The 21739-nt window shown below is 64.1% G+C and carries 17 protein-coding genes; 5 read left to right on the top strand and 12 right to left on the bottom strand.

Annotation, left to right across the window (positions count from 1 at the left end; genetic code table 11):
- Window positions 1-41: 41 nt before the first annotated feature.
- A complete protein-coding gene (locus ACZ5BH_RS06245; RefSeq protein WP_464891054.1) occupies window positions 42-1220 on the bottom strand; it encodes a class II fructose-bisphosphate aldolase in 1179 nt (392 codons plus the stop codon).
- A gap of 201 nt (window positions 1221-1421) precedes the next feature.
- Here ACZ5BH_RS06245 and ACZ5BH_RS06250 point away from each other — a divergent pair, with 201 nt between their 5' ends.
- The 3 genes from ACZ5BH_RS06250 (at window position 1422) to ACZ5BH_RS06260 (ending at window position 4791) form a co-directional block, all read left to right on the top strand.
- Entirely contained in the window at window positions 1422-2060 is a 639-nt protein-coding gene (locus ACZ5BH_RS06250) for a hypothetical protein (protein ID WP_464891055.1), read from the top strand.
- Window positions 2057-2785, top strand: a complete 729-nt coding sequence (locus ACZ5BH_RS06255) for an oxygen-binding di-iron domain-containing protein (RefSeq protein WP_464891056.1) — start codon at window positions 2057-2059, stop codon at window positions 2783-2785. Before ACZ5BH_RS06250 ends, ACZ5BH_RS06255 begins: the two co-directional genes overlap by 4 nt.
- Window positions 2786-3015: 230 nt before the next feature.
- A complete protein-coding gene (locus ACZ5BH_RS06260) occupies window positions 3016-4791 on the top strand; it encodes a hypothetical protein (RefSeq protein ID WP_464891057.1) in 1776 nt (591 codons plus the stop codon).
- Window positions 4792-4885: 94 nt separating this feature from the next.
- Here ACZ5BH_RS06260 and ACZ5BH_RS06265 read toward each other — a convergent pair whose 3' ends face one another.
- The 5 genes from ACZ5BH_RS06265 to ubiE form a co-directional block, all read right to left on the bottom strand.
- Complete coding sequence (locus ACZ5BH_RS06265; protein ID WP_464891058.1) at window positions 4886-6232, bottom strand: hypothetical protein; 1347 nt, start codon at window positions 6230-6232, stop codon at window positions 4886-4888.
- A gap of 481 nt (window positions 6233-6713) precedes the next feature.
- Entirely contained in the window at window positions 6714-8006 is a 1293-nt protein-coding gene (locus ACZ5BH_RS06270) for a 6-phosphofructokinase (RefSeq protein WP_464891059.1), read from the bottom strand.
- A gap of 324 nt (window positions 8007-8330) precedes the next feature.
- Window positions 8331-8972 (bottom strand): ubiquinone biosynthesis accessory factor UbiJ, encoded by a 642-nt coding sequence (locus tag ACZ5BH_RS06275; protein WP_464891060.1) that lies wholly within the window; start codon window positions 8970-8972, stop codon window positions 8331-8333.
- Window positions 8969-9454 (bottom strand): RDD family protein, encoded by a 486-nt coding sequence (locus ACZ5BH_RS06280; protein WP_464891061.1) that lies wholly within the window; start codon window positions 9452-9454, stop codon window positions 8969-8971. The genes ACZ5BH_RS06275 and ACZ5BH_RS06280 overlap by 4 nt, the downstream gene beginning before the upstream one ends.
- A complete protein-coding gene (gene ubiE / locus ACZ5BH_RS06285; protein ID WP_464891062.1) occupies window positions 9451-10197 on the bottom strand; it encodes a bifunctional demethylmenaquinone methyltransferase/2-methoxy-6-polyprenyl-1,4-benzoquinol methylase UbiE in 747 nt (248 codons plus the stop codon). The genes ACZ5BH_RS06280 and ubiE overlap by 4 nt, the downstream gene beginning before the upstream one ends.
- Window positions 10198-10327: 130 nt before the next feature.
- On the opposite strand from ubiE, the gene ACZ5BH_RS06290 reads away from it, so the two are divergent.
- Together ACZ5BH_RS06290 and ACZ5BH_RS06295 are read left to right on the top strand one after the other, a co-directional pair.
- Window positions 10328-10834 carry a nucleotidyl transferase AbiEii/AbiGii toxin family protein gene (locus tag ACZ5BH_RS06290; RefSeq protein WP_464891063.1) on the top strand — a complete coding sequence of 169 codons (507 nt, stop codon included), beginning with the start codon at window positions 10328-10330 and terminating at the stop codon, window positions 10832-10834.
- Window positions 10827-11009 carry a hypothetical protein gene (locus ACZ5BH_RS06295; RefSeq protein ID WP_464891064.1) on the top strand — a complete coding sequence of 61 codons (183 nt, stop codon included), beginning with the start codon at window positions 10827-10829 and terminating at the stop codon, window positions 11007-11009. Before ACZ5BH_RS06290 ends, ACZ5BH_RS06295 begins: the two co-directional genes overlap by 8 nt.
- A 135-nt stretch (window positions 11010-11144) precedes the next feature.
- On the opposite strand, the gene ACZ5BH_RS06300 is transcribed toward ACZ5BH_RS06295, so the two are convergent.
- From ACZ5BH_RS06300 to ACZ5BH_RS06325, 6 genes are all read right to left on the bottom strand, one after another.
- Complete coding sequence (locus tag ACZ5BH_RS06300) at window positions 11145-11531, bottom strand: gamma-butyrobetaine hydroxylase family protein (protein WP_464891065.1); 387 nt, start codon at window positions 11529-11531, stop codon at window positions 11145-11147.
- Between the two features lie 98 nt (window positions 11532-11629).
- On the bottom strand, window positions 11630-12976 hold the full coding sequence (gene hslU, locus ACZ5BH_RS06305; protein ID WP_464891066.1) for an ATP-dependent protease ATPase subunit HslU: 1347 nt from the start codon (window positions 12974-12976) through the stop codon (window positions 11630-11632).
- A gap of 11 nt (window positions 12977-12987) precedes the next feature.
- Window positions 12988-13527, bottom strand: a complete 540-nt coding sequence (hslV, locus tag ACZ5BH_RS06310; protein ID WP_464891067.1) for an ATP-dependent protease subunit HslV — start codon at window positions 13525-13527, stop codon at window positions 12988-12990.
- Between the two features lie 117 nt (window positions 13528-13644).
- Window positions 13645-16152: a putative bifunctional diguanylate cyclase/phosphodiesterase gene (locus tag ACZ5BH_RS06315; protein ID WP_464891068.1), complete on the bottom strand. Its 2508-nt coding sequence runs from the start codon at window positions 16150-16152 to the stop codon at window positions 13645-13647.
- Between the two features lie 232 nt (window positions 16153-16384).
- A complete protein-coding gene (locus ACZ5BH_RS06320) occupies window positions 16385-18973 on the bottom strand; it encodes a putative bifunctional diguanylate cyclase/phosphodiesterase (RefSeq protein WP_464891069.1) in 2589 nt (862 codons plus the stop codon).
- Between the two features lie 189 nt (window positions 18974-19162).
- The gene (locus tag ACZ5BH_RS06325; protein ID WP_464891070.1) at window positions 19163-21721 is read right to left on the bottom strand and encodes a two-component system response regulator; all 2559 of its coding nucleotides are present in this window, start codon (window positions 21719-21721) and stop codon (window positions 19163-19165) included.
- Window positions 21722-21739 lie beyond the last annotated feature (18 nt).

Raw genomic sequence — 21739 nt, forward strand, 5'->3', positions numbered from 1 at the left:
ATTTCAATACCCCAGCGAAATGCTGGGGCTTGTGGGGTGGCTCAGCCCTCGATCATCCGGTAGTCGATGCTGATCCGTCCGCCGGCGTGGGGGCGGAAGCGCTCGTCGGCGAAGCGCCGGTGTTCCGGGTGGTCGCGGTAACTGTCGATGACCGCCGGGTGGCAGAAGGTCACCAGCCAGGAGAAGCGGTAGGCGGCGTCGTACTTCACGGCGCGGCCGGTGCCGACCCGCAGCACGCCGGGAATGGCGGAGAGCACGCGCCGGCCTTCGGCCATCATGTCCCTGACCTCGCGCTCGTTCAGCCCTTCGACGTTGTAGAGGATCACGTGTTCCACCGGCGTCCAGGGCTCGGCCTCGGCCAGCACGGCGTCGGCCTGGCCGGCGCCGCCCCACAGCTCGATGCGGGCCACCACTTCGTCGCGAATGGCCTCGCGTACGCCGCGGGTATGGTCGGTATAGCTGCGGGCGCCGTTTGCGGCGTTCTCGGCCATGCGCCGGCCGGCGGCGTCGGCCAGCGCGGTGTAGTAGTTGATCTTGGTGACCCCGCGCTCGATGAGGCCCCGGAACTGGTCGTCGGAGAGGCCGGTGCCGCCATGGATCACCAGGGGGATCCCCAGCGCGGCGTTGATTTGCGCCAGGCGGTCCAGGTCCAGCCGCGGTTCGCCCTGCATCCGCCCGTGCACGGTGCCGATGGAGACGGCCAGGAAGTCCACCCCTGTCTCCGCCACGTAGCGGCGGGCGTCGTCCACCGTGGTGTAGATCACCTCGCCCGGATGGCGCTCGGCATCCTCGCCCTCCACCCCCGGCACATAGCCCAGCTCGCCTTCCACCGGCACGCCGCAGGCGTGGGCCGTCTCGGCCACCTGGCGGGTGCGGGCGATGTTCTCCTCGAGCGGATGGTGGGAGGCGTCGATCATCACCCCGTTGCAGCCGAGGTTGATGCCGCGCACCGCCGAGGCATGGTCCTCGCCGTGATCCAGGTGGATGGCCACGGGCACGCTGGCGCGTTGTGCGGCGCGGACGGTGGCGGCCATGGCCAGTTCGAAGTCGAAATAGTCGAAGTGGGATTCGGCCAGGGAGAGGATCACCGGCGCGCGGGTCCATTCGGCGCCGGTGAGGATGGCTTCGAGAAAGTCGAGGCTGACCAGATCGAAGGCACCCACGGCATAGCGGTGGCGGTAGGCGTGCTCGAGCATGTCGCGCATGTGGACCAGGGGCATGGCGTTCTCCTCGGGACGGGTGGCGCAAGGCGCGTTATACGAAAACGGGGTTCAGGGCACAAGCGGCGGCCGCTGGAACAAAGACCAGTGGGCAAGGGGGAAGTTCCGGCCTCAAGGGTTCGGAATGTGGCCGGTACGGCCGACTAAAGTTCTGTACCGGGATGACGCTATAACTCGAGGAAAGGCAGAGGAACCCCGCCCGTGAAGCGCAAACCCAGAGCCGAGGAAGTGATCCTCGTGTCGGCCGCCACCATCACCTCGGAGTTGTCCGAGGTCAACCGCATTGCCCGCGAGATGTCGCTGGGGGTGATGAATGCCAAGGCCATTTCCCACCGGGCCGGCGACGCGGCGCGCGGGTTTCAGCCGATCACCGATTTCATCGACGAGATGGCCCGCGAGGTGACCCAGCTGGTGAAACGGATCGGCGCCGAGGCCCTGACCCTGTCGCGGCTGGCGGTGGCCCGCAGCCACGTGGAGGACACCCGCAATCGCTACCGGCAGGTGCGCGAGGCCACGGCGCATCTGGCCAACGCCGCGTCGCTGGGGCCGGTGGCCGAGCGCCTGCAGTCGGAGAGCGAGGCCTACCGCAAGCGGTTCCAGCAGAGCCTGCGCACCCTGGGCAGCCTGCTCGACGACATCCGCCGCAGCACCCGGGGCGCGCAGGTGATCTCCTCGACATCGCGGGTCGAGGCCTCCCGCGCCACCGGGTTCACCGACACCCTGGAGGTGGTGGCCGACAACCTGGAGAAGGCCACCGACAAGATCCGCTCCCGGGTCAACGACTGCCAGAACCGGCTCAACGACATCCGCTATGTGCTGGCCAGCGAGGAAGGCGCATGAAGACCGAAATCCTGCACGACGAAGGCTACCGCTGGGTGATGTTCGGGCGCGATCCCGACAAGCCCGACTCCATCATCGACACCAACCAGTACATGGTCAGCGGCAGCAGCCGCACCGTGCTGCTGGATCCGGGCGGCATCGAGGTCTTCGCCGCCATGCTCACCTCGGTGCTGCAGTTCGTGCGGGTGGATCAGATCACCGATCTGTTCGCCTCCCACCAGGATCCCGACATCATCTCCTCGCTGGGCCTGTGGGAGCAGGCCCTGCCCCACGCCCGCCTGCACACGCCCTGGCTGTGGGAAGGCTTCCTGCGCCACTTCGGTTCGCGCAACATCGAGTTCTGCGCCATTGCGGACGAGGGCGGCGAGCTGGATCTGGGCGAGGTGACCCTGCAGTTCATTCCCGCCCACTACCTGCACGCCTCGGGCAATTTCCACGTCTACGATCCGCAGGCGAAGATCCTCATGAGCGGCGACGTGGGCGCGGCCCTGGAGGCGCCGGGCGCGCCGCTGTTCGTGGACGACTTCGATGCCCACACCGAGAAGATGAAACTCTTCCACCAGCGCTGGATGCCCTCCAATGCCGCCAAGCAGAGCTGGATCGACCGCGTGCGCAAGCTGGACATCGAGATCATGGCCCCCCAGCACGGCCGCCTTTTCAGGGGTAACGACGTGCAGCGCTTCCTCGACTGGTTCGAGAAACTGCCGGTGGGTATCGCCGCCTGATGCTGAGGATCGATGTAAGACTGTGATTGCTTTGTCGGATTTGAATAATGGAGAAATATTGATTATTTTGTGTGTGGTTTCTTCGGGATCACAATTGTCACGCAGACACCCCCACTGCGTTTCTTTTGTTCTCGGTTAAACCGGCTGTTAGCTGGTTACGGCTGGTTTGCCAGAGGTTCCCGAGGCAGCCGATTTGTTTGTTGAACATGTCTGCAAATGCAAGGAGTATGATGATGGATTGGAAGCAGTTGTTTTCGCTTTGTTCGGTTGGCGTTTTGGCGGGTACGCTCGGTGCGTGCGGTGGGGGTTCGGGTTCGGATCCGGCACCGGATTCAACGATATTGAGGGGGGTTGCCGCTGCCGGGGCACCCATTTACGGAAAGGTTTACGCATATAAACCTTCTACCGGGGAAAGCAAAGGGCCGGTAAATATCGATGGTTCTGGAAACTATTCCCTGAATGTGAGTGGTCTTGATGCGCCGTTCGTGGTTATCGCAGAGGGGAATGTGGGAGATCGGGCCTATCGTCTTGCCAGTGTTGTCATGCCGGGTGAGGAAGATGGTCGAATCAATATCACGCCGTTTAGCGACATGGTCACAGGGATGGCGACAGGCACATATGGTGAGTACGCCGAGAATGCCGATCTGCAGGTACTCACGCAGGCGGACATCGATACGATTGAAAGCGATATCAAGACGAATTTTTCTGGTGTGCTGACAGATCTGGGTGTTGATCCGGCCACGGTGAATTCGCCGCGCAAGGATGCCTTTACGGCGAATGGGACGGGCATGGACAAGGTGCTTGATGCGCTGGATTACGTTGCCACCGCAAACGATGCCAGCGTGGATGTGGACCGCGACGGAGCGGCGGATTTCACGGCATCCTCTCCAGCAGCCGTAACGGTTTCCACTACGACCCTGACCGAGACCATGGCCTTGTTCGAAGCCTGCAAAAGCAGCCTTGATGGGATGTTGTCGGACTTGCAGAGCGGTGTTGCGGCGAGCACGATTATCAGTAATCGGTTTGATGTCAATTTCCTGGATGATGGTGAGAACGCGTCAGGATTTCTTAACGGTCTTGGGGACGGTCAAGGAGTATCCATCAGCCAGGCCGCCATCATAAGCGTCGATCTTGGCGCCGTGCCCAAGAGCATAACGATTCGCGTTACTTTCAATTACAATGGAAAGCCCTTTAGTCGGGGCGTCATGATCTGTAACGACGATGGCGCGGGTGGTGCCTTGCTGGCCGGAAACCAGCGCTGGGGGTCGCTTGACATCAGTTCGTATGTTGCTGAAATCGAAACTTTCGACCGCACGGCTCAGGCCGCCATCACAACGTTCGAAGGTGGCATCAATGTCATTCTGGATTTCGGGAATGTTCCATATGTATCAGATCCGAGCAGAGACATTGCGTATGCAACCGTCGAAGGTCCTGGGCTGCCTGCAACAGGCGTGGTGTTGAAGCCGTACATCACGGCTTCCGCCGCGACAGATGTCTGGCCATTTACCGTGATGAATGGAACGACCAATACCCTTTCCAGCCGAATTCCGTTACAGGCGAGCGATCTTGTTGGTGCAAGTTATCCCTTCGTCTATACGGTCAAGTTGTATGATAGTACTGATACGGTGAAGCAGACATATCAGGAAACATTGTATGATTTCGTAGAGCTCGATACGCAAGTCATCGCCACGGACTACAAAATGCCGGAGATCACGAATCCCCGTACGGCGGGCTTGCTGAATGGTCAAACCTACACTTCATCGAATCCGTTGAATCTGGCCTATTCAATGCCGGATCGCCAAATGTTGCCGCACTATGCCATCTCCATGTTCGATTGTGGGTCAAGCGGCGGGATCAAGTCACAGGTGAAGAATTTGATCGGGGATTCAACATATAAAAAACAACTGACCAATCTCGATGCGAGCAGCGGATGTACCGGTTATGTCGCTGTTCAGGCGAAGGATCATCTGGGCCATGATCGGTTCATGATATACCGTATCAAGTAACGGGGTTGCAAGTGCAACAAAAAAAGGCCGGCATATTGCCGGCCTTTTTTCAGGAGCATGTGAACAGGTGATGCTTGTGCACCCCCCATTCGGCTCAGTTTATGGTGGTGTACCAGTCTGCCATTTCCAGTTTTATCCCTGGAATCGAATCGATTTCCTGATTGTTACTGCCCTGCTGGAATGCCATGTTTGACATAATGGCGGTTATATATCCATACGTTGTGTTATTTTGCACCAAAGCATGAGTTGAAGGAAGGCCTGCTGCGATCAAGTCAGGGATATTGTACGACGTGTCTGTATTGAGCCATCCTTTGCTCATGGTAATGTCCCATAATATCCGGTCGCCATTTGCAAGGGTTTGATCCAACATGATGTCATACACCACCAAATTCGGGCTGGTGTTGGAAGGAGAATAATTCAGGTTGCTGGCCTGCGAAAGGGTCAAGGCTGGGGCAAAGTTTGTGTTCTTGTCTGACAAGGCCACGGAAACATTATTGTTTGCAGGGTTGAAGTTTGTGGCATCGAAGGTCTGAATCCAGGTATAGCCCTGGCTGGTTTGGCTATCAAAATAATTGGCATAAAAGGTCATAGTGTCGCCTTGGCGGTACAGATTGTTCTGATCAATCCAGTACCAATTCGTTTGGCCAGTGGTTGTCGCCGGCGTATAGTAGGCAAGATCCACGCGTGTTTTGTTGCTTGTCATGAGCTGGACAAAGCCACTATCAAATCCGGTATGGCTGAATGTTTGCGCCGTGATACTGGCGGCCGGGATGTTTGCTGTTGAGAAGTCAACATCAATGGATGTATTACTGGTTATGGTGATATCACGAGTGAATAAGCTGTCGTAAAAAGTCAGCGACCCATTTTGTGTATCTTCATAGACGTCAAAAGCGACGAGATCGTGTGTGCCATTTTGGATGCCGAGCGAACAGGTTGTCGGAAAACTCGATAAGTTATAGCACGAGTCATTACCCATAAACAGAATCTGGGAATTGCTCTGTGAGTTCGTATTAATGAAATTGAAGTTTACGGTGCTGTATGCTGATGCGCTGCTGGACTCGTCAAGATAAAGCTTGTTGGTTTCGTTCAGGGTGAAATGAGTAATTTCTACGCGGTATTCCTGGAAGTTAGTATAGGTTCTGGCAATGGCAACACCATACAATCCGTTCGCGTCGGTAACGGAACAGTCAACTCCTCGGTTGCCTTGGCCATCAATATCGTTTTTGATATTTGCTGTCACGTCACTCCAGGCGCCGGTCTTGCCATCCTGGCAGGCAACCCAGGCTGCATCAGTAATGATGCGTACAGTGTTGGCTGTCGGATTGGTCGGATTGGTCGGATTGGTCGGATTGGTCGGATCGGTGGTGCCTCCACCACCACACGCGACAAGGGATGCAATGCCTACGGCGAAGGAGGCGATCTTCCAGACAGAGTTTTGCATTTTGAATCCTCTAAATCTTTTATCAGGATTGAATGTATCGACTTCAGAAAAGTCGTTGGGGTTTCAATGGGGGGCTGAAGATTTATAGCAATGTGTTTGTGGGATTTCAATACACATACGGAGAGTCGTTGCTTGCCTGTAAATGAATGCCAGGATTTGAGCCGACCCAAGCGAAATCCCCTTTTCCGGGAATCGTCTTTTGGAAGGGCAATCCCCAAAAGTATCCTTTGAAGATCGCTGGACAGATGAATTCCAGAAAATCCATTGTTGATTCGGTGTTGAGCCCGCCTGCCGATGGGGATGTGACGTAACAATTGGGCAAACGTAACAAGTGAGTACTTGCTATCGGATTTGGTGGTGGCAATCAAGCCTCTTGATTATATGGTTTTTCTGTGTGCCGCATGAATGGTGAACGAGCGGCTGCCCTTGGTTCCCGGGCGGTTTTCTGCTTCGCCCGGGAACCGACCTCTCAGCGCGCAGTTCAGGCCAGCTCGAACTTGGGCAGTTTCTTCGGCACCGGGAGGTTCTTCAGGCGCACGTATTTGGGCAGGCCGTTCTTGTAGGGCGGGTAGTCTTCGCCCTTGATCAGGGGTTCGAGGTATTCGCGGCACTTGTTGGTGATGCCGTAGCCGTCGCGGGTGATGAAGCTCTTGGGCATCATCTTCTCCACGTTGGCCACCTTCGACAGGGGTGCCATGCCCACCTTCCACTTGAAGGGCTTGCTGGAGAGGCGCTCCACGGTGGGCATGACGGCGTTGTGGCCCTTGAGGGCGAACTGCACGGCCGCCTTGCCCATGGCGTAGGCCATGTCCACGTCGGTCTTGGAGGCGATGTGGCGGGCGGCGCGCTGCAGGTAGTCGGCCACGGCCCAGTGGTTCTTCAGGCCCAGTTCCCGCTGCACCATGCCGGCGATCACGGTGGCGGCGCCGCCGAGCTGGGCATGGCCGAAGGCGTCCTTGAGGCCGGTATCGGCCAGGAAGCGGCCGTCGGGCCAGCGCACGCCCTCGGAGACTACCACGGTGCAGTAGCCGTGCTTGTTGACCATGTCCTCGACCCGCGCCAGGAACTTCTTCTCGTCGAACTCCACTTCCGGGAACAGGATCACGATGGGGATGGGGGTGTCCTCGGTGGAGGCCAGGCCGCCGGCGGCGGCGATCCAGCCGGCATGCCGGCCCATGACCTCGACGATGAAGACCTTGGTGGAGGTCTTGGCCATGGAGGCGACGTCGAAGCTGGCCTCGCGGGTGGAGACGGCGATGTACTTGGCCACCGAGCCGAAGCCGGGGCAGTTGTCGGTGATGGGCAGGTCGTTGTCCACGGTCTTGGGCACGTGGATGGCCTGGATGGGATAGCCCATCTTCTTGGACAGTTGCGAGACCTTGTAACAGGTGTCGGCGGAGTCGCCGCCGCCGTTGTAGAAGAAGTAGCCGATGTTGTGGGCCTCGAAGACCTCGATCAGGCGCTCGTACTCGCGCAGGTTCTCCTCCAGGCTCTTGAGCTTGTAGCGGCAGGAGCCGAAGGCGCCGGCCGGGGTGTGGCGCAGGGCCTTGATGGCGGCGGCCGATTCCTTGCTGGTGTCGATCAGATCCTCGGTCAGGGCGCCGATGATGCCGTTGCGGCCGGCGTAGACCTTGCCGATCTTGTCCTTGTGCTGGCGGGCGGTCTCGATCACGCCGCAGGCGCTGGCGTTGATCACGGCGGTCACGCCGCCGGACTGGGCGTAGAACGCGTTCTTGGGTTTGGCTTTTCTGGCGGTTTTTTTCTTCGCGGCCATGGGTGGGTTCCCCTTCTTTGTCTTCAATGGTTGGTCAAAACGAACGTGCCTGCACGAGGCAGGCACGGTGGAAAGTCATGTTCGGGCGTTCTCCGGCAGGCGGCACACGCACGCGGGAAGGCGAGTGAAGCGACGCCCGGCAGGGGCCGGGGGTGCGGCATGCGGCGACGGGGCGTGCAGACGGACAACGGACATGGGGCTTCCTGTCGGAGACTTGCAAGGGTGCAAGGATACACCAGGAACAGGTCAGGGACGAGGGGGCGGGAATATGGGGTCGGTCGGTTTGCCGGCTTCGCTGCGCTTGAGCCGGCCTGCGGGAGGGGGCTAGACGGATTCCCCGGCTTGGCTCTCGATCCTTTTCTCCAGGCGCGCCATCCGGGCCTCGAGGCGGGCCAGGTCGTCGCGCAGGGTGTCCACGGCGGTGACGAATTCGGCCACGTCGTCGCGGGTGGCCAGCACGCGGGCTTCCTGCTGGAGGTATTCGGCGCCGTTGCGGGCCAGGGTGTCGAGGGCCTGGCGGGCCCAGTCGCCGGCTGCGTGCAGCAGGCGATTGAGCCGGTGGGCGGGGATGTCGCCGATCAGGCGGGCCAGGGGTTCGAGCCAGTCGGGATCCAGATCGTCGAGGATGGCCTTGAAGCGCTGGCCGGCCTCCACGTCGCCGCGGAGGGTCACCTGGCCGGCGAACAGGGTGCCGGTCGCATCGCCCAGCCCCATGCGGGTCAGGGCCAGCGGGGTGCCGGAGAGCACGGTGTCGGGCTCGCCGGCGTAGGCGCCCAGCATGCTCACGCCGTCGGGGCCGGGGATGATGTACAGCGTCAGGCCGGTGCCGCGCAGCTCGATGGCGATCACCTTGCCGTGCAGCGCCGCGAGGCGGCGCCGGGATTCGGGATCCAGGCGCAGGGCCTGGTTGAAGGCGGTCTCCGCCGCGGCCAGGGCGGCCACGGTCAGCTCGCCGGCGAGACTCATCGCCAGCCCTCCATCAGCCGGGCCAGCGGTTCGTCGGCCAGATCGGGGCGGCGCCGCATCACCACGGTGCCGGCCAGCTTGTCGTGCAGGCCCTGCTTGCGCCGGTCGAAGGCGATCCAGAGAAAGCCCAGGTAGAACAGGGCGGCGGAGACCAGGTAGCCGAGCAGGCGCAGGGCGCCCTGGCGCCAAGTCGGCGGCTGCAGGGTGCGGGCGTCGAGCACCTGGATCTCCATCAGCCACTTGCCCGGCGTGGCACCCCAGCGCTGCCAGCACCAGAGGATGGCCAGCAGGGGCAGGAGCCAGCCGAGGAGCAGATCCATGGCGAGGAAGCCGGGCGTGGCCTCGGCCGGGCCGGTGAAGGCCTCGCGGCCGAACAGGGCCACCCGCAGCGGCGCGGTGAGGGCCAGGTACAGCAGGGCGTCGAGCCCGAAGGCGCCCAGGCGGCGCCAGAATCCGGCGTAGTGCTGGGCGGGGGTGGTCACAGCTTGTAGCCGCGGTGCAGGGCGGTGATGCCGCCGGTGAGGTTGAAGTATTCCACCCGGTCGAAGCCGGCTTCGATCATCATGTGCTTGAGGGTTTCCTGATCCGGGTGCTTGCGGATCGACTCGGCCAGGTACTGGTAGCTTTCGGCATCGTTGGCGATGAGCTTGCCGAGCAGGGGCAGCACCTTGAAGGAGTAGAGGTCGTAGAGCGGATTCAGGGGTTTGACGACCGGCCTGCTGAATTCCAGCACCAGCAGCGGGGCGCCGGGCTTGAGCACGCGGTACATGGAGCGCAGGGCCGCGCCCTTGTCGGTGACGTTGCGCAGGCCGAAGGCGATGGTCACCGCATCGAAGTGGTTGTCGGGGAAGGGCAGGCATTCGGCGTTGGCCTGCACGTAGCGGATGTTGCCCACCAGCCCCTCGTCGGTCAGCCGTTCGCGTCCCACCCGCAGCATGGAGGCGTTGATGTCGGCCAGGGTTACCGCGCCCTCGGGCCCGACGATGCGCGCGAAGCGGGCCGCCAGATCGCCGGTGCCGCCGGCCAGATCCAGCACGTGGTCGCCCGCCTTCACCCCGCTCATCTCCACCGTGTAGCGCTTCCACAGGCGGTGGATGCCCATCGACATGAGATCGTTCATCACGTCGTACTTGTCGGCCACCGAGTGGAACACGCCCGCCACCTTGCGGACCTTCTCCTCGTAGGGCACTTCCTGGAAACCGAAATGGGTGGTCTTGCGGGTCATGGGCGGATCCTGCGAGAAAGGGTGAGTTCCCTATTGTAGGCCCGCCCGGGTCGGGCGGGAAGGGGCGGATTGTGCGTGCGGGAGAGGCGGTCTATCATCCGGGTATCGCCATGTCTGGCAGGAGGCGACCGTGCGGCTCGACAGCGTGAGAGAAGTCCTGCGCGCCCTGCGCGATGCCGAGGTACGCTACCTGGTTGCCGGTGATCTCGCCGTGAATGCCCACGGTTATCTGCGTTTCACCAAGGACGTGGATTTCGTGCTCCATCCGGATCCGGACAATATCAAGAGGACGTTTTCGGCGCTGGCAGAACTGGGCTACCGCCCTGGCGTGCCCGTTACGGCCGAGCAGTTTGCCGATCCGCGGCAGCGACAACGGTGGATCCGGGAGAAGGGCATGGAGGTGTTGCAGCTCTGGTCGGACGCTCACCCGGAGACGCCTGTGGATCTGTTCGTAACCGAACCCTTCGATTTCGAGGCGGAATATCGTCGCAGCTTGTTGAAGCCGCTGGATCCGGATCTGCCCGTACGGTTCGTTTCCCTCGAAACCCTGATTCACATGAAAGAGGCGGCCGGCCGGGAACAGGATCGCACCGATATCCAGCAACTTCGCCGTCTGCTCGGAGAGAACGATGCCTGAACGCGATACGCCGGAAATTGACTGGAGCCTGACCACCTGGGAGGGTGCCAGCCGCGAGAAGCGGCGCCGCTGGCGCGAGCTGACGCTGGAGCAGATCCTGCGGGCGCAGGAGGAGATGTGGGATCTGGCAGTGGCGCTGGGGCACGCGCCGCAGGTCAGGATCAGGCAGCGGTGACCTTTCTTCGGCGTTTTCCGTTCCCGGACATGATCGGGCTTGTCGGGCGCTCTGGCGGCCGTGTTCAGGTCATCGCGGCTTGCGCCGCTCCTGCCCTGCTGACGGGGTTCCCGGCGACCCGCCACCTGCTGCCTGCTATTGCTCCTGCTGGAGGTGTTTCGGTTCGGGGCGTTCGTGGCCGGCGGCCTTGAGGCGGTCGAGGTAGTCCTGCCAGTATTGTTCCTGGTGCTTGCCCAGGTCGTAGAGCGTCTGCCAGGAATAGATCCCGGTGTCGTGGTTGTCGTCGAAGAAGAGCTGGATGGCGTAGTTGCCGACCTGTTCGATTCTGTCGATGTTCACGTCCTGCTTGCCGATCTGCAGCACTTCCTGGCCGGGGCCGTGACCCTGGACCTCGGCGGAAGGCGAGTAGACGCGCAGGTATTCGGTGGGCAGCATGAAGGTCTCGCCGGTGTCGAAGGAAATCTCGAGCACGTGGGAGGCCTTGTGGAGCTTGATTTCGGTGGGCTTGGGGTTGTTGGTCATGTTGGTGTCTCCGTTGTTCCGGGCTGGCTGTAGGAGCGGCGCGAGCCGCGACACTCGGCTCAACCATCGCGGCTTGCGCCGCTCCTACGCGGGGGGTTCTACAGGATATAACGACTGAGGTCCTCGTCCTGGGCTAGGCCGGCGAGGTGTTCGTCGACGTAGTCGCGGTCGATGGTGAGGGTCTGGCCGGCCTGGTCGGCGGCGCTGAAGGAGATCTCTTCCAGCAGCCGTTCCAGGATGGTGTGCAGGCGGCGGGCGCCGATGTTCTCGGTGCGTTCGTTCACCTGCCAGGCGATTTCGGCGAGGCGGCGGATGCCGTCGTCGGTGAATTCGAGCGTGACGTCCTCGGTTTCGAGCAGGGCGGTGTACTGCTTGATCAGCGAGGCGTCGGGTTCGGTGAGGATGCGCACGAAGTCCTCGGTGCCGAGGGCGTCGAGTTCCACGCGGATCGGGAAGCGGCCCTGCAGCTCGGGAATGAGATCCGAGGGCTTGGCCAGGTGGAAGGCGCCGGAGGCGATGAACAGGATGTGATCGGTCTTGATCATGCCGTACTTGGTGGTGACGGTGGAGCCTTCCACCAGGGGCAGCAGATCCCGCTGCACGCCCTCGCGGGAGACGTCGGCGCCGGCGGTTTCGCCGCGCTTGACGATCTTGTCCATCTCGTCGAGGAACACGATGCCGTTCTGCTCCACGGCCTTGCGGGCCTGTTCCTTGATGTCTTCGTCGTTGATCAGGCGCGCGGCCTCCTCGTCCACCAGCAGCTTGCGGGCCTGGTGGATGGGCAGCCTGCGGCTGCGGGTGCGCCCGCCGCCGAGGTTCTGGAACAGGCTCTGGAGCTGGGAGGTCATGTCTTCCATGCCGGGCGGGGCCATGATCTCCACGCCCATGGCCGGGGTGCTGACCTCGATTTCGATTTCCCTGTCGTCCAGCTTGCCCTCGCGCAGCATCTTGCGAAACTTCTGTCGGGTGGCCGATTCCTTTTCCTCGTCGCGGGGTTCGTCCTCGGCGCCGAAGCCGAAGCCGCTGCGCGGTGGCGGCAGCAGGGCGTCGAGGATCCTCTCCTCGGCGGCGTCCTCGGCGCGGTGGCGGACCTTGGCCATGGCCTGCTCGCGGGTCTGCTTGATGGCGATCTCCATGAGATCGCGGATGATGGATTCCACGTCGCGCCCCACGTAACCCACTTCGGTGAACTTGGTGGCCTCCACCTTGATGAAGGGGGCGTTGGCCAGGCGCGCCAGGCGCCGGGCGATCTCGGTCTTGCCGACCCCGGTGGGGCCGATCATGAGGATGTTCTTGGGCGTGATCTCGGTGCGCAGGGGTTCGGCCACGCAACTGCGGCGCCAGCGGTTGCGCAGGGCGATGGCCACGGCTCGCTTGGCGGCGCTCTGGCCGACGATGTGCTTGTCCAGTTCCTGGACGATTTCGCGCGGGGTCATCTGGGACATGGGGTTTCCTGTCAGGCTTGCAGTGTTTCGATCACGAGCTGGTGATTGGTGTAGATGCAGACGTCGGCGGCGATGTTCAGGGCCTTTTCGACAATCGCCCGGGCGTCGAGTTCGGTGTTGTCGAGCAGGGCGCGGGCGGCGGCGCCGGCATAGGGGCCGCCCGAGCCGATGGCGATGAAGCCGTGTTCCGGTTCGATCACGTCGCCGTTGCCGGAGATGATCAGCGAGGCCTCGTGGTCGGCCACCGCGAGCAGGGCCTCGAGGCGGCGCAGGGTGCGATCGGTGCGCCAGTCCTTGGCCAGCTCCACGGCGGCGCGCACCAGGTGGCCGGAGTGCTTCTCCAGCTTGCCCTCGAAGTATTCGAACAGGGTGAAGGCATCGGCGGTGCCGCCGGCGAAGCCGGCCAGCACCTTGCCGTGGTGCAGGCGGCGGACCTTGCGCGCGTTGCCCTTCATGATGGTGTCGCCGAGGGTGACCTGGCCGTCGGCGCCGATGACCACCTGGTCGCCGCGGCGCACGCACAGGACGGTGGTGCCGTCGAATTGCTTCACGAGGATTCTCCTGTTGCCGGGAGCGCGATTGTAGCAGACGGGGGCCGGGGGACGCTGGTGGATGACCTTGGGGATCGTGCTGGTTTTGGGAATCGCGGCGCCTTCGCCGCGATGGGTTCAATGGGGCAAGGGCGTCTCGGGTGAGACCGGGGGCCGGACGCGCGGCGGGGAGAGGAAGAAGCCCTGGGCGTAGTCCACGCCGCAGGCCTGGAGCAGGCGGAGCACGGCGCGGGATTCGACGAACTCGGCCACGGTGCGCTTGCCCGAGGCGTGGGCGATCTGCACGATGGAGCGGACGATGGCGATGTCGGTGGGATCGGTTTCGATGTCGCGCACGAACTGGCCGTCGATCTTGATCACGTCCACCGGCAGGTGCTTGAGCTGGGAGAGGGTGGAGTAGCCGGTGCCGAAGTCGTCGATGGCGAAGTTCACGCCCAGCTCGTCGCGCAGGTTGGCCACACAGGCGCGGGCGGCGTCGAGGTGGCGGATCACGCAACTTTCGGTGATCTCCAGCCACAGGTTGTCGGCCGGGGCCTGTAGCCGGCGCAGGCGCTGTTCGAGGTATTCGAGGCTCTGCGGCCGGCTCATCCACTGGCCGGAGAGGTTGACCGAAAGCTGCAGGGGATGGCCGTTGGCCCAGGCCTCGTCGAGGCGGTCGATGGCGGTGTCGAGCACCCAGCGGTCGATCTCGGGCAGCATGTTGAAGCGTTCGGCGCTGGGCATGAAGGAGCCCGGCGAGATCACCCGGCCGCCGCGGTCGCGCAGGCGCAGCAGGCATTCGTAGAGATGGCCCCGTTCGGCGCCCTGGCGGCTCAGCCAGGCCTGGAACTCGGCGGTGTCTTCGGGCGCCTCGTCCAGGGCCAGGGTCTGCAGGGCGATCATGGGCTGGTAGACCAGTTCGAAGGCGTCGTGGCGCAGGGCCTGGTGCAGGCGCCGCGACCAGCCCAGATCCCGGTTCATGCTGTGCTTGCTGTCTTCGTTGTCGAAGACGTGGGTCATGTTGCGGCCGCGGCTCTTGGCGATGTGACAGGCCAGATCGGCGGCCGAGAGCACGTCGCCGGCGGCGCGGCTGCGGCGGTCGATGAGGGCCACGCCGATGCTGGCCTGGATGGGGTAGCGGCGCTCGCCGTGCTCGAAGGTGAAGGCCTCGAGCACCTTGCGGTAGGCGTCGGCGGCGGCGAAGGCCCGCTCCGGGTCGATGTCGTTCAGCAGCAGGGCGAACTCGTCGCCGCCGATCCGGGCCAGCACGTCGCTCTGGCGCGCCTGCTGGCGCAGGTGATCGGCCAGTTGCACCAGCAGGGCGTCGCCGGCGCCGTGGCCGATGGTGTCGTTGATGTACTTGAAGCGATCCAGGTCCAGGTAGAGCAGGGCCGAGGCGCCGCCGTGCCGGCGGTGGTGGGCGATGCGCGCGTCCAGGGCCGTTTCCAGGTGGTGGCGGTTGAACAGCTTGGTGAGGCTGTCGTGGGTGGCCTGCCACTTGAGTTCGTTCTCCAGCAGCTTGCGCTCGGAGATGTCGCGGAAGGCGATCACCGCGCCTTCGTGGCGGCCGTCGATCTGCAGGGGCTGGACGGTCAGCTCCACCTCGATGGTGTTGCCGTCGGCGCGCAGGAAGGTGGTCTCGAAGGTGTCGCCCCAGGCCGGCACCGGCTCGCCGAGGCTGTGGGGATCGGTGACATGGAACAGATCGGCGGGGGTGATGCCGCCGAGCAACTGGGCCTCGGTGTAGCCGAGGATGCGGCTGACCGCCGGGTTGACGTAGGTGATGATGCCGTGCCGGTCGATGCCGTAGACCCCGTCGCCCACCGAGGAGAGGATGCCGTGGAGTTGCTGCTGCTTGCGCTGCATGTCGCGGTGCATGTGGATGTCGCGGGCCATGGAGGCGACCCGCGCCAGGAACAGCTGGTCGGCTTCGTTCTTGAACAGGCAGTCGACGGCGCCGGCGTCGAGGCTTTCCTGGATGATCCGGTCCTGGTAGGCGGCGGTGAGGATGGCGCACAGGGGTCGGTGATCGGCCGGCAGCTTGAGCAGGGCGGCGGTGAGGCCGGCGCCGGTCATCTGCGGCATGTCGTAGTCGAGGATGGCCATGTCGAAGGGCTCGCGGCGGGCCAGGTGCAGGGCCGCTTCGGGGCTGGCGGCCACCTGCACCCGGTAGCCGGCCTGCTCCAGCAGGCGCTGGAAGCGCACCCGCGCCGAGGCCGAGTCATCCACCAGGAGGATGGTGGGGCGGTAGGGGGGCATGGGGGTGCGGGCGGGGCGCGGCGGCGGGCTGAGCAGGCGGGTCAGGGCCTGGGGCAACTGGTGGCGATCGTCCCAGTTGATGCACAGGGTGTGCAGCCGGTGACGGGGCCAGGCGGCCGCGGTGAAGGGGGCGTCGTCGACCAGGATCACCACCGGCAGATCGCGCCACTCGGGCTGGTCCAGGCGCATCAGCAGCCGGCGGGCGCCGGCATCGGCCTGCCAGGTGATGACGGCCGCGGCGCAGCGGGCGCGGTTCGCCGGCCGCAGCCATTTCTCGGCGGCGTCGTGATTGTCCACGGCGAGGGGTTCCTGCTCGCCGTCGCGCAGCAGGTGAAGCAGCTCACGCCGCCGATCGTTGTCGGGATCGATGATCAGTAGCTGTTGCATGCAATGGGGGCGCTTCCATGCAACGCACCTCGATATAAAGACGGATTTGCAGTCCGGGCAAGTGTAGCCTCATCGCCGGGCAAAGTCATGCGCTCGGGCTTGTTTTTGAAACGCTCCAAAATGAATTTCAGTCATGCCATTGTAGGTCGGCCTTCAGGCCGACATGTCGGGCTGAAGCCCGACCTACCACGCGGATCTATTGAAACGGTCGGGTTTATACAGGCCTGCGGATTCAGGCCTTCAGGCGCGGATCGGTTTTCGGCAGGGCGATCTCCACCACCTGCTGGTGATCGGGTTCCGGGATTTCCGGCAGGTGGATGCGGGGGGGCGAGAGGAAGAAGCCCTGGGCGTAGTCCACGCCGCATTCCTGCAGCCGCTTGAGCACGTCCAGCGATTCGACGAACTCGGCCACGGTGCGCTTGCCGGTGGTATGGGCGATCTGCACGATGGAGTGGACGATGGCCAGATCGGTGGGATCGGTTTCGATGTCGCGGATGAACTGGCCGTCGATCTTGATGAAGTCCACCGGCAGGTGCTTGAGCTGGGAGAGGGTGCTGTAGCCGGTGCCGAAGTCGTCGATGGCGAAGCGCACGCCGAGGTGCTCGCGCAGGGACTCGATGCAGTCGTGGGCGGCCTGCAGGTGGCGGATGGCGCAGCTTTCGGTGATCTCCAGCAGCAGGTTGGCGGGCGGGGCCTGCAGGGCTTCGAGGCGGCCGCGAATGTGCGCGATCATGTCGGGACGGCTCATGCACTGGCCCGAGAGATTGACCGACAGTTGCAGGTCCTGCCCGGCCCGATGTGCTTCCTCGAGTCGCGCCAGGGCCGCCTCGATCACCCAGCGATCGATGTCGGCCATCATGTTGAAGCGCTCGGCGGTGGGCAGGAAGGCGTTGGGCGAGATCAGCCGCCCCTGGGTGTCGCGCAGGCGCAGCAGGCATTCGTGGAGCACGTCGTGTTCGCCGAGCTGTTCCAGCAGCCAGATCTGGAAGGCGGCAGCGTCGTTCGGCGCTTCGTCCAGGCGCAGCGACTGGAGGCTGACGATGGGCTGGTAGACCAGCTCGAAGGCGTTGCGGTCGAGGGCCCGGCGCAGGCGGCGGGTCCAGCCCAGGTCCAGATCCATGGTCTGCTTGCGGTCGGCGTTGTCGTACACGTGGGTCATGTTGCGGCCCTTGCCCTTGGCGATGTGGCAGGCCAGATCGGCGGCCGAGAGCAGGGCGTCGGGCGATTCGGCCTGGCGATCGATCAGGGCCACGCCGATGCTGCCGTGGATGTTGTAGTGCCGGCCTTCGTACTGGAAGGTGAAGGATTCGAGCAGCTTGCGGTATTCGTCGGCCGCCGCGTAGATCTGCTCGGCATCGATGTTGTGCAGCAGCAGGGCGAATTCGTCGCCGCCGATGCGGGCCAGCAGATCCGCCTTGCGCACCCGCTGATGCAGGGCGTCGGCCAGTTCCACCAGGAGCTGATCGCCGGCGGTGTGGCCGATGGTGTCGTTGATGTACTTGAAGCGATCCAGATCCAGGTACAGCAGGGCGCTGGTCTCGTCGCTGCGCTGCAGGCGCTGGATCTCCCGTTCCAGGGCGTCGTGCAGGTACTTGCGGTTGAACAGGCGGGTGAGGGGATCGTGATTGGCCTGCCACTTCAGCTCGTTCTCCAGCAGCTTTCGCTCGGAGATGTCGCGGAAGGCCACCACCGCCCCTTCGCGGCGCCCGCCGATCGTCAGGGGCCGGACGGTCAGCTCCACCTCGATGGTGTGGCCATCGGCGTGCAGGAAGCGGGTTTCGAAGGTGGTGGCGCCGCTGCTCGTCTCGACCGCCCGGCGCAGGCGGCAGGTATCGGGGCCACCGCAGTCGGGGCCGCCGCATTCGGCGTGGAACAGCCGCTGGGGGGTGACGCCGGCCAGCAGTTCGGCCTCGCTGTAGCCGAGCAGGGCGCTGACCGCGGGATTGACGTAGGTGATGACCCCCTCGCGGTTGACGCCATACACGCCGTCGCCCACCGAGGCGAGGATCCCCTGGAGCTGTTCCTGCTTTGCCTGCATCTCGCGGTGCAGGGCCACGTCGCGCACCAGGGCGGCGATGCGGGTGAGGAACAGCTCCTCGGCCTCGTTCTTGAACAGGCAGTCCATGGCGCCGGCGCGCAGGCTGGCACGGATCACCTTGTCGGTGTAGCCGGAGGTGAGGATCGCGCACAGGGGACGCTGCCCGGCGGGCAGGCGCGACAGGCGGCTGCACAGGGCGTCGCCGTTCATCTCGGGCATGAAGTAGTCGAGGATGGCCACGTCGTAGCGCTGATCCGTGGCCCGTTGCAGGGCCTCGTCGGGGGTGCCCACCGCCTCCACCGTGTAGCCGGCCTCCTGCAGCAGCCGGCGGTAACGTACCCGGGCGGTGGGCGAGTCGTCCACCAGCAGGATGTGGGCCGAAGGCGTTTCGGTTTCCGTGACGCTGTCGGCCTCGGGGGCCGGGGTTTCGAGCAGGGTCAGGGTGTCGAGTAGCCGTTCCCGTTCACCCCAGAGCAGGAAGGCGCCGTTGGGGCGGCTGCTGGCCCAGTCGAGGGCGGCCGGCGAGCGGGACTGGCCGAGCAGCAGCACGGGCAGTTCCCGCAGGGCGGGGCGCGCCAGGTGGCTGAGCAGCTCGTCGGCGTGGGGATCGGTGTGTTCGGGCCAGCCGAGTACCACGGCGGCGAAGCGGGATTCGTGGCTGCGCAGCCACTTGGCGGCGCTGTGGTAGTCGTCGACGGCCAGCAGTTCGTCGCGGGGTAGCGCGAGCCGTTCGAGGAGTTCCCGGCGGCGTCGGTTGTCGGGTTCGATGATCAGATAGCGCATAGGATGGGGGGCGGCATCCTTGCAGACAACGTTTTCTGGGTCGTTTGTGAAAAATGTTGAGCCAGAGTCTAGTCGGCGATGGCGGATATGTCACCCATTTTTTCATACTTTGGAATGAATTTGTTTAGTGTGGTTATTACCTTGGTTATAAGGTTGTAGGGCAGCGCGAGCGGAGCCGGCCTGCCGCCCTCAGCCCACCAGGGAGGAGTTGCAGATGTCCAGCGAGGGCAGGCGGTCGAGGGCGGGGGTGAGGTAGTAGCCCTGCACGTAGTCCACGCCGCAGGCGGCCAGGTGGCGCAGGCTCTCGGCGTCTTCCACGAATTCGGCGACGATCTTCTTGCCCAGGGAGTGGGCGATGTTGACCATCGATTCGACGATGGCCCGGTCCATGGGATCGTGGCCGATGTGGCGGATGAACTGGCCGTCGATCTTGATGATGTCCACCGGCAGGTGCTTGAGCTGGCCGAAGGAGCTGTAGCCGGAGCCGAAGTCGTCGAGGGCGAAGAAGCAGCCCAGCTCCTTCATGGCGCGGATGAACTGCTGGGCTGCCTCCACCTTGTGGATGGCGCAGCTCTCGGTGATCTCGAGCAGGATGTCCGCGGGGGTGAGGCCGTGGAGATCGATGCCGGCCTTGAGGGTGTGCAGCACCTCGTCGTTGTCGATGCTCTGTCCCGAGAGGTTGAGGGACAGCTTGACCATGTTGCCCGAGCGGTGGTTGCTGGCCAGGGTCTCCAGCGCCGCGTTGATCACCCAGGCGTCGATCCGCTGCATGAGGTTGAAGCGCTCGGCGGTGGGCATGAAGGCCCCGGGCGGAATCAGCTTGCCGTCCTGGCCGCGCAGGCGCACCAGCGCTTCGTAGAACACGTCCTGCACGCCGGTGGTGAGCAGATCGTTCCACAGCTCGCCGGCTTGGTCCGGCAGGTGATCCAGATCGATTTCGTGCATGGCCACGATGGGCTGGTAGGCGAGCACGAATTCGTTCTTCTCCAGGGCGGTGTTGAGGCGGATGGACCAGCCCAGGTCCAGATCCATGGCCAGCTTGTCCTCGGTGTGCTGGTCGTAGAGGTGGGTCTGGTTGCGGCCCTTGCCCTTGGCCATGTGGCAGGCCAGATCGGCGTTGGCCAGCACGTGGCCGGCGGAGCGGGTGTGGCGATCGAGCAGGGCCACGCCGATGCTGCCGTTGACGGCGTACTGGCGGCCTTCGTGGATGAAGGTGTAGTTCTCCAGCACGTGGCGGAAGGCCTCGGCCAGCGCGACGGCCTTGCCGGGATCGATGTCGTGCAACAGCACCGCGAATTCGTCGCCGCCGATCCGCGCCAGCAGGTCCGAGCGGCGCAGGCGCTGCTTGAGCTGTTCGCTGATTTCGATCAGCAGGCGGTCGCCGGCGGTGTGGCCGATGGTGTCGTTGATGTACTTGAAGCGGTCGAGATCGATGTACAGCAGGGCGCTGGTCTCGTCGCTGCGGCGCAGGCGGCGCACTTCCCTGTCCAGGGCGTCCTCGAAGAACTTGCGGTTGAGCAGCCGGGTGAGCTGATCGTGGCTGGCCTGCCACTTGAGCTCCTCTTCCAGCAGCTTGCGGTCGGAGATGTCGCGGAAGGCCACCACCGCGCCTTCGCGCAGGCCGTCGATCTCCAGCGGCAGGATGGTCAGCTCCACCGCCAGGCGGGTGTCGTCGCTTCGCACGTAGCGGGCCTCCACGTGCTCGGCCGCCTCGCCCGCCTCCACCGCCCGCCGCAGAAGCTGCATGACCTTGCCGGTGTCGGCATCGAAGGCCAGGCCGCGGTGAAAGACCTCCACGGGGCAGCGGCCCGTGAGATCCTCGAGCCGTTCGTGGCCGAGGATCCGCAGGGTGGCGGGGTTGGCGAAGGTGATGTGCAGATCCCGGTCCACGCCGTACACGCCGTCGCCCACCGAGGCGAGGATGCCGGCCAGGCGCTGGCGTTCCTGGCGCTGCCGGCGGTCGCTGCGCACCAGGCGGCTGATCACGCCCAGGCGGGCCAGGATCAGGGCATCCGATTCGTTCTTGAGCAGGCATTCCACGGCGCCGGCTTCCAGGGCGCCGGTGATCACCGTATCCAGGTAGGCGGCCGTGAGGATCACGCAGTGCAGGTGGGCCGTCTCCGGTCGGCTGCGGGTCTGCTGCAGCAGCTCGTCGCCGTTCATGTCCGGCATGAAATAGTCGATGAGCACGATGTCGAAGTCGCCGTCTTCGAGGGCGGCCAGGGCTGCCGGTCCGTCAGCCGCGGTCTCCACCGCGAAACCGGCGCCAGTGAGCAGCTTGCGGAACTTGGCCCGGGAGGTGGGCGAGTCGTCCACCAGCAGCACCCGCACCGGATCGTCGGCGAGCTGTTCGGCCAGGACCGGCGGCGGCGCCGGCGTGGCCAGCAGGCGGCGCAGGGTCTCGCCCGTCTCGCGCCAGTCCTTCCACAGCAGGAAGGCGGTGCGGCTGCGGCCGGTGACCCAGGCCAGCTTGTCGGCATCGGCCTCGCGGGCCATGACCAGCACCGGCAGGCCGGCCAGATCCGGCGACTTGAGCAGATCCAGCAGTCCCCGCGGCGCCGAGCCCAGATCCGCCGGCCAGCTCAGGATCACGGCGTCGTACTGCAGATCGTCGGCCACCGACTGCAGCAGCCGCCGGCCGTCCTCCAGCTTCTCGATGGCCAGGACCACGAAATCGTCGTTGGAGAGCATCCGGGTGAGGGCGTTGCGGTGCCGGGGGGAGCTTTCGATGTAGAGGATCTTGTGCATGAAGGCGGATCGCGCGAA

It is taken from the genome of Thioprofundum lithotrophicum (genome assembly GCF_055387065.1).